This window comes from Streptomyces sp. B21-105 (assembly GCF_036898465.1).
GTDB lineage: Bacteria > Actinomycetota > Actinomycetes > Streptomycetales > Streptomycetaceae > Streptomyces.
This window is the reverse complement of record NZ_JARUMJ010000001.1, coordinates 7,799,719-7,813,744: the sequence shown is the minus strand read 5'-3', so window position 1 is coordinate 7,813,744 and position 14,026 is coordinate 7,799,719. Positions and strand designations below refer to the sequence as shown.

Annotated in this window: 11 protein-coding genes; 4 read left to right on the top strand and 7 right to left on the bottom strand. The window is 73.0% G+C overall.

Annotated features, from left to right (window positions below; genetic code table 11):
- Positions 1-24 precede the first annotated feature (24 nt).
- The 4 genes from QA802_RS35000 to QA802_RS34985 all read right to left on the bottom strand — a co-directional run bounded on the left by QA802_RS35000 (position 25) and on the right by QA802_RS34985 (position 4,418).
- Entirely contained in the window at positions 25-1,308 is a 1,284-nt protein-coding gene (locus QA802_RS35000; protein ID WP_334531358.1) for an aspartate aminotransferase family protein, read from the bottom strand.
- A complete protein-coding gene (locus QA802_RS34995; protein ID WP_334531355.1) occupies positions 1,305-2,147 on the bottom strand; it encodes a nitrilase-related carbon-nitrogen hydrolase in 843 nt (280 codons plus the stop codon). The genes QA802_RS35000 and QA802_RS34995 overlap by 4 nt, the downstream gene beginning before the upstream one ends.
- A 179-nt stretch (positions 2,148-2,326) precedes the next feature.
- Positions 2,327-3,955, bottom strand: coding sequence for a hypothetical protein (locus QA802_RS34990; protein WP_334531352.1), 1,629 nt, complete (start codon positions 3,953-3,955; stop codon positions 2,327-2,329).
- Positions 3,956-4,166: 211 nt separating this feature from the next.
- Positions 4,167-4,418: a helix-turn-helix domain-containing protein gene (locus tag QA802_RS34985; protein ID WP_334531349.1), complete on the bottom strand. Its 252-nt coding sequence runs from the start codon at positions 4,416-4,418 to the stop codon at positions 4,167-4,169.
- Between the two features lie 32 nt (positions 4,419-4,450).
- Here QA802_RS34985 and map point away from each other — a divergent pair, with 32 nt between their 5' ends.
- A complete protein-coding gene (gene map / locus QA802_RS34980; protein WP_334531346.1) occupies positions 4,451-5,221 on the top strand; it encodes a type I methionyl aminopeptidase in 771 nt (256 codons plus the stop codon).
- Between the two features lie 377 nt (positions 5,222-5,598).
- Positions 5,599-8,148, top strand: a complete 2,550-nt coding sequence (locus tag QA802_RS34975) for an ATP-dependent Clp protease ATP-binding subunit (protein ID WP_334531343.1) — start codon at positions 5,599-5,601, stop codon at positions 8,146-8,148.
- A gap of 9 nt (positions 8,149-8,157) precedes the next feature.
- Here the strand turns inward: QA802_RS34975 and ggt are convergent, their stop codons facing one another.
- Positions 8,158-10,029: a gamma-glutamyltransferase gene (gene ggt, locus QA802_RS34970; RefSeq protein ID WP_334531340.1), complete on the bottom strand. Its 1,872-nt coding sequence runs from the start codon at positions 10,027-10,029 to the stop codon at positions 8,158-8,160.
- A gap of 143 nt (positions 10,030-10,172) precedes the next feature.
- Between ggt and QA802_RS34965 the strand changes: the two genes are divergently transcribed.
- Complete coding sequence (locus tag QA802_RS34965; protein WP_334531337.1) at positions 10,173-10,919, top strand: hypothetical protein; 747 nt, start codon at positions 10,173-10,175, stop codon at positions 10,917-10,919.
- A 79-nt stretch (positions 10,920-10,998) separates the two neighbouring features.
- Complete coding sequence (locus QA802_RS34960) at positions 10,999-12,567, top strand: alpha/beta fold hydrolase (protein WP_334531334.1); 1,569 nt, start codon at positions 10,999-11,001, stop codon at positions 12,565-12,567.
- 51 nt (positions 12,568-12,618) lie between these two features.
- Here the strand turns inward: QA802_RS34960 and QA802_RS34955 are convergent, their stop codons facing one another.
- Together QA802_RS34955 and QA802_RS34950 are read right to left on the bottom strand one after the other, a co-directional pair.
- Positions 12,619-13,362 carry an amino acid ABC transporter ATP-binding protein gene (locus QA802_RS34955; protein WP_334531331.1) on the bottom strand — a complete coding sequence of 248 codons (744 nt, stop codon included), beginning with the start codon at positions 13,360-13,362 and terminating at the stop codon, positions 12,619-12,621.
- 215 nt (positions 13,363-13,577) lie between these two features.
- Positions 13,578-13,997, bottom strand: a complete 420-nt coding sequence (locus QA802_RS34950; protein WP_306947709.1) for a DUF6278 family protein — start codon at positions 13,995-13,997, stop codon at positions 13,578-13,580.
- Positions 13,998-14,026 lie beyond the last annotated feature (29 nt).

The following is a 14,026-nucleotide window of genomic DNA, read 5'->3' as shown; positions in this document are numbered from 1 at the left end:
GTGTTCCCTTGGCTCAGGCCTGCGCTATCGCGTGCTCCTCAGCGCGCTCTCGAGGATGGCGGCGCCCTCTTCGGCCTCCGCCACGGTCAGGGACAACGGGGGTGCGACGCGCAGGGCGCTGGTGTCGTGACCGCCGCCCTTGCCGATCAGCAGCCCGTCGGCGCGGGCCGCCTCCAGCACGGCGGACGCCCGGTCCGGGTCGGCCAGGCCGGTACCCGGCCGGGTCAGCTCGACGCCGATCATGAGGCCGCGCCCGCGCACCTCCCGCACGCCCGGATCCTGGGCGGTGGCGGCCCGCAGCCGCTCGATGAGCATCCCGCCGACCCGCCGGGCGTTGCCCTGGAGGTCGTGTTCCAGCAGGTAGGAGAGGTTGGCGAGGGCGGCCGCCATGGTGATCTGGGTGCCGCCGAAGGTGGAGATGCTGTTGGCGTCCAGGCAGTTCATGATCTCGGAGCGGGCGATGACGCCGCCGACGGACATGCCGTTGCCGATGCCCTTGGCGAAGGTGACGATGTCCGGCGGACCGTTTCGGCCGTGTGCCTGCCAGCCCCAGAAGTGCTCGCCGGTGCGGCCCCAGCCGGTCTGCACCTCGTCGGCGATCCACAGGATGCCGCGTTCGTCCAGCACCTCACGGAAGGCCGCGTACAGGCCGTCGGGCGGCGAGGTGAATCCGCCGACCCCCTGGATGGGCTCGGCGATCAGGGCGGCGGGCGGGCGGGTGTGGCCGAGCAGGTCCTTCAGGTCCGCGACGCAGGCGTCGATGAACGCGGCGTCGTCGAGGCCGGCGAAGGGGCCCCGGCCGCGGACCCCGCCGTGCACGTACACCGTCTGCAGCGGGGACAGCGACGTCGGGGACCAGCCGCGGTTGCCGGTGATGCCGACCGCGCTGAAGGAACGGCCGTGGTAACTGTTGCGCATGGCCAGCACGGTGTTGCTGCGCCGGTGGGCGGTGGCGAGCAGCAGCGCGGTGTCGTTGGCTTCGGTGCCCGAGGTGGTGAAGAAGACCCGGGCGTCGGGGATGCCGCTGACGTGGGCGATGCGCTCGGCGAGTTCGACCATGGGCCGGTTGAGATAGAGCGTCGAGGAGTGGACGATCCGTCCGGCCTGCTCGGCGACCGCCTTGGTGACCTCGGGCAGCGCGTGCGCGGTCATGGTGGTGAGGATGCCGCCGAAGAAGTCGAGGTACTTGTTTCCCTCGGAGTCCCAGACGTGCCGGCCCTCGCCGTGGGTGATCTCCAGCGGCTCCTCGTAGTAGAGGGCGAGCCAGTCGGGCAGGACGCTCCGGTGCCGGGCGTAGAGGTCGCTCACGGCTGCACCAGCCCTTCGTAGGCGTCGGGACGGCGGTCGCGGTAGAAGGCCCACTGCTGCCGGACCTCCTCGACGAGGTCGAAGTCGAGGTCGCGCACCACGAGTTCCTCGTCCTTGTCGCTCGCGACGTCGCCGACGAACTTGCCGCGCGGGTCGACGAAGTACGACGTCCCGTAGAAGTCGTTGTCCCCGTACTCCTCGACGCCGACCCGGTTGATCGCGGCGACGAAGTACTCGTTGGCTACGGCGGCCGCGGGCTGCTCCAGCTGCCACAGGTGGGCGGAGAGGCCGCGGTGGGTGGCGGACGGGTTGTAGACCAGCTGCGCGCCCCCCAGGCCCAGCTGCCGCCAGCCCTCGGGGAAATGGCGGTCGTAACAGATGTACACGCCGACCCGGCCGACTGCCGTTTCGAAAACGGGCCAGCCGATGTTTCCCGGCCGGAAGTAGTACTTCTCCCAGAAACCCTTCACCTGCGGGATGTGGTGCTTGCGGTACTTGCCGAGGTAGGAGCCGTCGGCGTCGATCACGGCGGCGGTGTTGTAGTAGAAACCGGACTGCTCGACCTCGAAGACCGGCACGACGATCACCATGCCCGTCTCTCGGGCCAGGTCCTGCATACGGCGCACGGTCGGTCCGTCCGGGACCGGCTCCGCCCAGCGGTAGTGCTCCGGTTCCTGGACCTGGCAGAAGTAGGGGGCGTTGAACACCTCCTGGAACCCGATGATCTTCGCGCCCCGGCGGGCCGCCTCACGGGCGTGCTCCTCGTGTTTCGCCACCATGGACTCGGTGTCGCCGGTCCAGGTGGCCTGGACCAGTGCGGCACGTACGACGTTGGCCATGAGCTGCTCCTTCGACGGGACGTCAGAGCCTCTACACCCGTAGACGAAGGTCGTAGAGGGACGAACGTAAGCCTCCTTGACGGCCTTGCCAAGACCATCGTCGTCAACCCGCGGAGTCGATCGCGTTTCACACCCCTGTGGGTGAGTCGCGGCGCGTTCGGCGCAACGGGAGCGGCCCGTCAAGCGGTGAATCCGGCCACCCGCAGGGCGTGCACCAGGTCCCAGTGATGTTTCTCCGAGGCGGCCCGGGCGGCCTCGAGCAGCAGCGGGACGAGGGTCTGCGGGTCCGGCGCGGCGCTGCGGGCGGCCTCCTCGGGGGTGCGGACGCGGACGTAGGCGTCGAGCAGCGCGCGGGCCTCGCGCCGTCGGCCGTCCCGGACCAGGCCGAGGACGTCCTGCCCGATGTCGTCGGCCGGCCGGGCCACCCCCTGCCGCAGGATCTGCTCGCCGTCGGCGGTGCGCCCCACCGCGACCAGCGCGTCGGCCGCGGCGACCAGCCGCTCGGCGGGGAGGGAGGCGGCCTCCCACAGCAGGGTGGTCCAGTCCGCGGTGAGGCCGGCCCGCTGAAGCTCGGCCGCGAGCAGCGGGATGCGGGCGGCGGGCAGCGCGGCGAGCTCGACCAGCAGGGCGTGCGCCTCGCCGCTGCGCCCTTCGGCCCGCAGGCGCACCAGGCGCCGGACCGCTTCGACGGTCTCCGCGCGGGACGTCGCGTCCAGCGGCTCGCGCCGCGGCTCGGACGACGGCCCGGCCGGCGCCTCGGCCGCTCCGGCGAAGCGGGCGCCACGCGGGGTGCGGCGAGCGGGCGCGAGGGCCGCGGGCGCGGGCGTGGGTTCGGCCGGGCCGGGAGCGGGGGCAGCGGCGGGCGGGACGGCGAGGGGGGCGACGTCGGCCTCCTCGGCCATGCCGGCGAACCGAGCGCCGCCACGGCGGCGCTTGCGCTGCTTGGGCACGGGAGCGGGATCCGGGGGACCGGGGGCGGGGACCGGAGCGGGACCGTAGGCAGGGGCGCGGGCCGAGTCCGGTGTGAGCCACGGGTCGAAGTCCGGTGCGGTCCGGCCGTCCCCTGCCGGGTCGGGCCGGCGGTCGGCTGCCGGGTCGGGCGTGACCCCCGCCTCGGGTGCACCGGCATCGCGCGTGTCGTATGCCGTACGCGTGTCGTATGCCGTCCTTGCGTCGCGCGCTCGGCCCGTCTCGTGCGCGTGCGGTGCGTCTCGCGCGTGCCGTGTGGTGTCGCGCGCGTGCTGTGTGTCGTGCGCGACGACCGAGGGGCCGGCTCGGCCCGGGGACGCGCCGGCTGCCGGGAGGCGGTCCGCCTCGGCCATCCGGTGACGGAGCTCGGCGCACCGGGCGGTGGCCCGTTCATGGTCGTCGTGGGCCCAGGCGAGGTCCAGGCGGAGGGCGTCGGCCTGCTCCCTGGTGGCCGCCGAGGCGAGTCTGCGTCCCAGGTCGGCCTGCCGTTCGGCGGCGTAGCGCTGCTCGCGGAGCATGACGTCGAGCCGGTCCCCGAGGGCGTCACGGCCACCGGGACGGGCGTCGTGGGCGGCGAGCGCGGCGGCGTGCAGCGATCGGGCCCGCGGTGTCTCCTGCGCGGCGGCCGCGGCGCCGTAGGCGGCGGCGAGGTCCTGGAACACCGCCTCCACGACGTCCCAGGGCGGCACCTCATGGCCGTCGAGGCAGGCCCGCATGCCGTCGGGGTCGCGCTGCCAGAAGACGGCGCACCAGCCGGCGCCCTGGTCGAGGCGCGCCAGCAGCGCGTTCAGGTAGCTCACGAACTCCCGCACACGTCCCGGAAGTTGTTCCACAGCCATCGTTCGTCTCCCGCCCGACCGGAACCCCCTCCGGGTCGTAGAAAACACCAGCCGTGTTACAGCGCGGCTACGGCCAGTTTTCCAAGCGGACGCGGCGGCGACATTGGCGCAATCTTGACCAAGGCCGCGCCGGGCACGCGGACGCGGTGCGGGACGCCCCCGCAAGGGCCGCCGGGCCGCGGGAGCCGCCGGGCCGGGGACGGGCCGTGGATCACACGACCGCCGGTGAGCACAGCCCGGCGAGCTCGTCCATCGACAGGCCGAGCACGCGGGAAAGCGCGGCGACGGTGAAGAACGCCGGGGTGGGCGCGCGGCCGGTCTCGATCTTGCGGAGGGTCTCGGCGGAGATTCCCGCGCTCGCCGCGATCTCGGCCATGCTCCGGCCGCCGCGCGCCTCGCGCAGCAGCCGGCCGAGCCGCTCGCCGCGCTCGTGCTCTTCAGGGGTGAGGGGGGTACGCACCATGCCGCCATTCTAATACCGGTATAATAATTGGCATGGTGGAACTGAAGACGGACTCATCGATCGACGCCATGTACGAGGCGGGCCAGGTGGTCGCCCGGGCCCTGACGACCGTGCGGGAGGCAGCCGACGTGGGCGTCTCCCTGCTGGAGCTGGACGAGCTGGCCCACGACGTGCTGCGGGCCGCGGGCGCCACGTCGCCGTTCCTCGGCTACCGCCCGGAGTTCGCGCCCACACCGTTCCCGGCGGTGCTCTGCGCGTCGGTGAACGAGGCGATCGTGCACGGCATCCCCACCCGCTACCGGCTGCGCGACGGCGACCTGGTCTCGCTCGACTTCGGCGCGCAGCTGGACGGCTGGGCGGGCGACTCGGCGGTCAGCTTCACCGTGGGCAGGGCACTCCCGGCGGACGTCCGGCTGATCGAGACGGCCGATCGGGCCCTGGCGGCCGGCATCGAGGCGGCGGTCGTCGGCAATCGCATCGGCGACATCGCTCACGCCATCGGCACGGTGTGCCGGGCGGCGGGCTACGGCATCCCGGACGGCTTCGGGGGCCATGGAATCGGCCGCCACATGCACGAGGACCCGGCGGTCCCCAACGAGGGCCGCCCGGGCCGCGGGCTCCCGCTCCGCCACGGCATGGTCATCGCCATCGAGCCCATGCTGATCGCGGGCGGGACCGACGGCTACCACGCGGCCCCCGACGGCTGGACCCTGCGCACGAACGACGGCTCGCGCGCGGCCCACGCAGAGCACACGGTGGCGATCACGAACAGCGGGCCGAGAGTGCTGACCGCCCGTCGGTAGCGGCACCGGCGGGGGCACGACGGATCGGTCCCGGCCCGGACGCCAGAGCACAACACGCCCCGCCCCCGGGCCCGGACACGCGGAAGCACAACACGCCCCGCCCCCGGCCCGGACACGGAAGCACAACACGCCCCGCCCCCGGCCCGGACACCGGTACGCGGCACGAACGGACCCGGCAGAGCCGCGAGGACCGGCCCCGCGGCTCTGGCACGCGGGCGTGAGCGCACTCGTGCGGGGCCGCCGACGCGGGACGACGGCGGCCCCGGTCCGGTGGGATTTCCTGCGCGTGCCCAGGGTGGGGGACCGTGCGAAGGTGGGGGTAAGGCCCCAGCCGAGGGCACCCGGCACCGCATCGCACGTCGATCGAACGGAACGCCATGACCAGCGGCTTCAACGGCCCGGAGGGCTACGGCGACCCCTTCGGCGAGTTCCTGGCCCGCTTCTTCGGCGGGCCTCGCCCCGGCCCTCGCCAGACCGACATCGGCCAGCTCCTCAGCAGGCCCGCGCGCGACCTCGTCCGCGGTGCCGCCCAGTACGCCGCCGAGCACGGCAGCCGCGACCTGGACACCGAGCACCTGCTGCGGGCGGCCCTGTCCGCGGAGCCCACGCGCTCGCTGCTCAGCCGGGCGGGCGCCGACCCGGACTCCCTCGCGACGGAGATAGACGAGCGGGCGGGACCGGTGCGGCATCCGCCGGGCGAGGCGCCGCCGCCCACCTCGCTGTCCCTGACGCCCGCCGCCAAGCGCGCCCTGCTGGACGCGCACGACATGGCCCGCAGCCGCGGCGCCGGCCACATCGGCCCGGAGCACGTGCTGGGCGCCCTCGCCGCCAACCCGGACTCCGCGGCCGGGCACATCCTCAACGCGGCCCGCTTCGCCGCCGCCGGACTGCCGTCGACCGCCACGGACACCGGCGGGCCGGCCCGCACCGGGGACGGTCAGCGGCCCACGGCCACGCCCACCCTGGACAGGTACGGCCGCGACCTGACCGAGCTGGCCCGGCAGGGGCGCATCGACCCGGTGATCGGCCGGGACGACGAGATCGAGCAGACCATCGAGGTCCTCTCCCGGCGCGGCAAGAACAACCCGGTGCTGATCGGCGACGCCGGCGTCGGCAAGACCGCCGTCGTGGAGGGGCTCGCCCAGCGGATCGCCGAGGGGGACGTGCCGGACGTGCTCGTCTCCCGGCGCGTGGTGGCCCTCGACCTGACGGGCGTGGTCGCCGGCACCCGCTACCGCGGTGACTTCGAGGAGCGGCTGAACAGCATCGTCGACGAGATCCGCGCGCATTCCGACCGGCTGATCGTGTTCATCGACGAGCTGCACACCGTCGTCGGCGCGGGCGGGGGCGGCGACAGCGGGGGGATGGACGCGGCGAACATCCTCAAGCCGCCGCTGGCCCGCGGCGAGCTGCACATCGTCGGGGCGACGACGCTGGAGGAGTTCCGGCGCATCGAGAAGGACGCGGCCCTCGCCCGCCGCTTCCAGCCGATCCTCGTCCCGGAGCCGTCCGTCGCGGACGCGCTGGAGATCCTGCGCGGGCTGCGCGACCGCTACGAGGCCCACCACCAGGTCCGTTACGCCGACAAGGCGCTGGTGGCGGCCGTGGAGCTGTCCGACCGTCACCTCACCGACCGCCGGCTGCCCGACAAGGCCATCGATCTCATCGACCAGGCCGGCGCCCGGGTGCGGCTCGGCTCCCGCGCCAAGGGCACGGACGTGCGGGCGATGGAGCGCGAGATCGAGGAGCTCGCCCGCGACAAGGACCGGGCGGTCGCCGACGAACAGTACGAGGAGGCCACCCGCCTGCGGGACCGCATCGTCGAACTGAACCAGCGCGTCGCGGACACCGGCGGCGAGGACGCCTCCGACGACGGCCGGCATCTGGAGGTCACCGCGGAGGCCGTCGCCGAAGTCGTGTCCCGGCAGACCGGCATCCCCGTCGCCCGCCTCACCCAGGAGGAGAAGGACCGGCTGCTCGCCCTCGAGGAGCATCTGCACGAGCGGGTGGTCGGCCAGGAGGAGGCCGTACGGGTCGTCTCCGACGCGGTGCTGCGCTCCCGCGCCGGCCTCGCGAGCCCCGCCCGGCCGATCGGCAGCTTCCTGTTCCTCGGCCCGACCGGCGTCGGCAAGACGGAGCTGGCCCGGGCGCTCGCCGAGGCACTGTTCGGCAGCGAGGAGCGGATGGTCCGGCTCGACATGAGCGAGTACCAGGAACGGCACACCGTCAGCCGGCTGGTGGGCGCCCCGCCCGGCTACGTCGGCCACGAGGAGGCCGGGCAGCTCACCGAGGTCGTGCGCCGGCACCCGTACTCCCTGCTGCTGCTCGACGAGGTGGAGAAGGCCCACCCGGACGTCTTCAACGTCCTGTTGCAGGTTTTGGACGACGGCCGCCTCACCGACTCCCAGGGCCGCAGGGTCGACTTCACCCACACCGTGATCGTGATGACCAGCAACCTGGGCTCGGAGGAGATCACCCGCCGCGGCTCCGGCATCGGCTTCGGGCCGGGCGGCGGCGAGGCCGACGAGGAGGCGCGGCGGGAGCGGATCCTGCGGCCGCTGCGCGAGCACTTCCGGCCGGAGTTCCTGAACCGGATCGACGAGGTGGTCGTCTTCCGGCAGCTCACCGACGGGCAACTGCGGCAGATCACCGACCTGTTGCTGGAGGGCACCCGCCGGCTGGCGCAGGCGCAGGGCGTCACCGTCGAGTTCGCCGACGGGGCCGTCGACTGGCTCGCCGAGCGCGGCTACCAGCCCGAGTACGGCGCCCGTCCGCTGCGCCGCACCATCCAGCGCGAGGTCGACAACCAGCTCTCGCGGCTGCTGCTCGACGGCCGGGTCGGGCAGGGCGACCGGGTGCGGGTGGAGGTCGAGGACGGACGCCTCGCGTTCCGCACCCAGCCGCCCGTCCCGGTCGCCGAGCTGTGAGCCGACCCGTTACCGCGCGGGGTGCACCACCTGCGCCGATCCGCCGCCGCGCCGTACGGTCTCGGCGGCGGCCAGCCACTTGCCGTCGGGCAGCCGCTGCACGGCCGTCGCCGCGCCGATCTCGGGGTTGAGCTTGAAGGAGTGGCCGATGGCCTCGAGCCGGGCCCGCAGGCCGCCCGGGGAGGTGTCGTCGAAGAGGGCGGGCTCCAGCTCCGTCTGGGCGGCGTTGCGCTGGCTGGCGCGCGGCGCGGCGATCGCGTCGACGAGCGGCAGCCGGCGGTCGAGGAACTCGGTCAGGGTCTGCAGCACGGTGGTGATGATGGTCGCGCCGCCGGGCGAGCCCAGTGCCACGACCGGCCTGTCGTGCTTGTCCAGGACGATCGTCGGCGAGATGGACGAGCGCGGCCGCTTGCCGGGGCCGGGCAGGTTCGGGTCGTGCACGGCCGGGTCGGCCGGGGCGAAGGAGAAGTCGGTCAGCTCGTTGTTGAGGAGGAAGCCGCGGCCGGGGACGGTGATGCCGCTGCCGCCGGTCTGCTCGATGGTGAGCGTGTAGGAGACGACGTTGCCCCACCTGTCGGCGACGGTGAGGTGCGTGGTGTTCTCGCCCTCGTACGTCGTCGGGGCCGCCGTGCCGCCGGTGGCGCAGGCGGCCGGCCTGCGCGGGTCGCCGGGCGCGACGGGGCTGGTGAGGACGGCGTCGTCCTTGATGAGGCAGGCGCGCGAGTCGGCGTACCGCTGCGACAGCAGCTGCTTCGTCGGGACGTCCTCGAAGGCGGGGTCGCCGACCCAGCGTCCGCGGTCGGCGAACGCGATCCTGCTGGCCTCGATGAAGTGGTGCAGGTACTGCGTCTCGCTCGCCTTCGACAGGTTCGTCCGCTCGAGGATGTTGAGGGCCTCGCCGACGGTCGTGCCGCCCGAGGAGGAGGGCGCGATGGAGTAGACGCCGAGGCCGCGGTACGACGTCCTGGTGGGCGCCTGGAGCTTGGCCCGGTAGGCCGCGAGGTCCTTGACGGACAGGTCGCCGGGCCGGGCGTGCCAGCCCGAGGCCGGGTCCACGGGCGGGTGGTTCACCGTGGTGACGATGTCCTTGCCGAGGTCGCCGCGGTAGATCGCGTCGACGCCCTTCTTCCCCAACTCCTGGTACGTGCGGGCGAGATCGGGGTTCTTGAACGTCGAGCCGACGACCGGCAGCCGACCGCCGGGCAGGAACAGCTCGGCGGTGTCGGGGAAGTAGCGGAAGCGCGTCTCGTTGGCGGCGGTCTGGGAGCGGAAGGTGTCGTCGACGGTGAAGCCGTCGCGGGCGAGGCGCTCGGCGGGCTTGAGGACCGTGCCGAGCCGTTCGCTGCCCCAGCGGGACAGGGCGCTCGCCCAGGTGGCGGGGGTGCCCGGGGTGCCGACGCCGAGGCCGCTGCTGACGGCGTCGGCGAAGGCGAGCGGCTTGCCGTTCTCCAGAAAGAGGCCGGAGTCCGCGGTCAGCGGCGCCGTCTCGCGGCCGTCGATGGTGTGCACGCTGCGGGACTTGGCGTCGTAGTAGACGAAGTAGCCGCCTCCGCCGACGCCGGCCGAGTAGGGCTCGGTGACGCCGAGGGCGGCGGCGGTGGCGACGGCCGCGTCGACGGCGTTGCCTCCCTTGCGCAGCACCTCGATGCCGGCCGCCGAGGCGTCCGCGTCGACGCTCGCGACGGCTCCGCCGTAGCCGACGGCGACCGGGACCTTGGCGGCCGGGGGCTTGGCGAGCGGGGCCTTGGTGACGGAGGCCTCGGCGACGGGCGCCGCGGCGACAGGGGCTCTCGGTGGGGCGGGTGGCGCGGCGGCTCCCACCGTGACCACGGCGGCCGAGACCGCCAGGACCGACAGTTTCCGCGCGACAGGGCGACGCATCCGTACCTCCAGTGCGGGACCGTCCGCGCAGCGTAACCACATTCGCCGGGCCTCGACAGGCGCCTTCCGGGCACTGTCATACGACTGCCACGCCTCGAACACGGGTACGCCGCAGGCGTGCTCGCCCGCTACCATGCGCGCCCATGAACGACGACGTGCGCAACATCGCCCTGGGCGTCATCGCGGCGGGCATCAGCGCCGCGCTCGGCTGGGTCACCCGGACCTATCTGTGGCGCCGCCGGCTCCGGCGCAAGCAGGCGTTCTTCGGGCTGCCCGAGAACTCCGAGTGTCTGCTCGTCGTCAACCGCGACGCGGGCAGCGCCGACCTCGCGGTGCACCGGCACGACGTGTTCGCCCTCCTGGAACTGGCGGCGCTGATCAAGGACTGCGGCGCGGGCGCCGAGGTGGTCACGCAGGACGCGGCCCGGCAGGGTTTCGGAGAGCGAACGGAGTTCTGCGTCGGCGGGCCGGGCTCGAACAGGCGTATGGCGGCGCACATCCAGGCCATGCTGCCCGGGGTGCGGGTCAACACCGACCGGGAACCGGGCCCGGACCGGCTGGCGTTCCAGGTCGGCGGCGAGCACTACCGGATGGAGTCCGGGGTCACCGAGTTCGTCCTGCTGGCGCGGCTCACCGCCGGGCGGCGGCGGGGGACCCGGCCGGTGTTCCTGTTCTGCGGCCAACGGGCCGTCAACAACCAGGCCGCCACCCGCTATCTGGTCCGCCATCACGAGCGACTGGCCCGCAAGTACGGCGACGGCTCCTTCGTCCTGCTGCTGAAGGTCATCAACTCCCATGCGTACGGGCCCGACGTGGTCGAACTGGTGGACGACGTGACGCGGGCGGCTCAGGCTCCCCTGCCGGACGCAACAATCGTTACTGGCACGTAACTTACTGACGGGTTACCTCCGATACGGGATGCGGTTACCGTCGGGTCACTTTGCAATGCGGCAAGTTGAGGAGTGAACCGTGGGACAGCACCGCAGGGCCCTGCGCACGACCGCCGCGGGCGCCGTCTCCGTTTCGCTGGTGGCCGGCACGGTCCTCGCCCTGGCCCCCTCGGCGCAGGCCGCCGCGGCCGCCGTCCGCTACGTCGACATCGCCGGGGACGGCGGAACCCTCCTCAAGGCGAACGTCGTCACCCCCGCCGGCGCGGACGGCACCCGCCGGTACCCGCTGATCGTGCTCCCCACCAGCTGGGGCTTCCCGCAGGTCGAGTACCTGGCCCAGGCGCGGCGACTCGCCGACTCCGGTTACGTCGTGCTCAGTTACAACGTGCGGGGCTTCTGGCAGTCCGGCGGGGAGATCGACGTGGCGGGTCCGCGCGACGTCGCCGACGCCTTTGAGGTCATCGACTGGGCGCTCGCCAACACCCCGGCCGACGCCGCGCACATCGGCATGGCGGGCGTCTCCTACGGCGCCGGGATCAGCGTCCTGGCGGCCGCCCACGACCCGCGCGTCAGGGCCGTCGCCTCGCTGAGCGGCTGGGGCGACCTGATCGACTCGATCTACTCCGGACGCACCCAGCACCTCCAGGCCGCCGCCGTGCTGGACACCGTGGGCACGGTCACCGGCCGGCAGAGCGCCGAGTCGCGGGAGGTCTTCTCGGCCTTCTGCTCCGGCGACCTGTCGAAGGAGAAGGAGCTCGTGGCCTGGGGGAAGAAACGTTCCCCCTCGACCTACGCCGACCAGCTCAACCGCAACGGCGCCGCGGTGATGCTGGCCGGCTCCTGGGGCGACACCATTTTCCCGCCCAACCAGTCCGCCGCCCTCTACGAGAAGCTGACCGGCCCCAAGCGGATGGAGTTCCGGCCGGGCGACCACGCCACCGCCGAGCTCCCCGGCCTGTTCGGACTGCCAGGCGACGTGTGGACGGACACCCGGCGCTGGTTCGACCACTACCTGCGGGGCGTGGACAACGGCGTCGACCGGGAACAGCCCGTGCGGCTCAAGTCCCGTACCGGGGGCGGCTACGAGGGCTACCCGGACTGGAAGTCGGTGAACGCGACGCGCCGGAAGCTGGCCCTGGCCGGGTCCACCACGATCCACACGAACGTGGACTCCGGCGCGGACGGCGGGATCGTCTTCCTCTCCAGCATCCTCGACCAGGTGCTGCGGCTGCCCCCGGTCGCCTCGATCCCCCTGCTCCCCCGCCGCTGGGCCGCCGTGTGGCAGTCGGAGAGGTACGCCACGGCGCAGCGGGTGCGCGGTACGGCCCTGCTGCACACCACGGTGACTCCGACCGCGGAGAGCGGCACCCTCGTCGCCTACCTGTACGACGTGGGGCCGCTCGGCCTCGGCAAACTGGTCGGCAACGCGCCGTACACCTTCCACGGGCGCACACCCGGCACGCCGTTCGGCCTCGACCTGGAGCTGGGCTCCACGGCCTACGACGTCCCGGCCGGACACCGGCTCGCCCTGGTCGTCGACACCGTCGACCCGCTCTACGGGGAGCACAACCCGTCCGGCGCGCGGCTGACCTTCTCCTCGCCGGCGGACGACCCGTCGTACGTGTCGGTCCCGCTGCGCGAACAGTGATCTCCGGCCGTTGCCGGGGCGAGTGTGCTCGGTGGCTGCCGCCGGCCGGACTCAGTGCTTGAGGATCTTGGAGAGGAAGTCCTTGGCGCGGTCGCTGCGCGGGTCGGTGAAGAACTCCTCGGGGGTGCGGTCCTCGACGATGCGGCCGTCCGCCATGAAGACCACCCGGTTGGCCGCCGAGCGCGCGAAGCCCATCTCGTGGGTGACGACGACCATGGTCATCCCCTCTCGCGCCAGTTGCCGCATCACCTCGAGGACCTCGTTGATCATCTCGGGGTCGAGGGCGGAGGTGGGCTCGTCGAACAGGAGCGCCTTGGGGTCCATGGCCAGGGCGCGGGCGATGGCCACCCGCTGCTGCTGGCCGCCGGAGAGCTGCGCCGGGAACTTGTCGGCCTGGTCCGCGAGGCCCACGCGGTCGAGCAGTTCACGCGAGCGCCTGTGGGCGTCCTCCTTCTTGCGGCGGCGGACCTTCACCTGCCCCAGCGAGATGTTCTGCAGCACCGTCTTGTGCGCGAAGAGGTTGAACGACTGGAAGACCATGCCGACCTCGGAACGCAGGCGGGCCAGCCCCTTGCCCTCCTCGGGCAACGGCTGGCCGTCGAGCGTGATCGAGCCCGACTGAATGGGCTCCAGCCGGTTGATCGCCCGGCACAGTGTCGACTTCCCCGACCCCGAAGGGCCGATCACCACGACCACCTCCCCCCTGCCGACCGTGAGGTTGACGTCCTGCAGGACATGCAGCTCCCCGAAGTACTTGTTGACGTCACGCAGCTCGATCAACGGATCGACGGCCATGCGCAGCCCTACTCACTCTCAGCTGTGTCGTGGTCGCCTCAAACTATCCACCCGACAGCGGGGGGAAGAAGCGACACGCACCTTCCGGGCATTAGCCGTATTTACATCGCTCGCCGCTCGTCGCTCTGCGGTGCCTGACACCCGGTCGTCCGGGACCTGACACCCGGCGGCCGGCACCCGGCGGCCGGCACCCGGCGGTCGCGGTCGGCGGTCGGTCAGTTCTCGGCCACCTCGGCGTACAGCTGGGACAGCTCGGGCGTCCCGCTCACGGCCCACTCGCGCCCGGCCGCGACCACGTCGACCTCACGGCCCGACGACAGCCGGACGACCACCTCCCCGCCGGGCCGGATCGCCCAGGCCGCGCCGGGCACGGAGCGCACGACGACCGTCCCCAGGTAGAGCCCCGCGTCGTGGCCGAACCAGGGCAGGTTCTCCTCGTCGTCGCGCCAGCGGGGCGGCAGCTGGTCGAGCGCCTCCAGCGAACCCGCCGTGTCGTCCAGTCCGATCCCCTGCCGGGCCGCGTGGGAGCGCAACAGTTCGCACTCGGCGAGGAGTTCGGCGATCCCCTCGGGGTCCTCGGCCAGTACCGCCGCACGGTACTTCTTGCTCCTGTTGCCCAGGAAAGGGATGTTCATAGACCCAGCGTGACATTCGCACCGGCGAG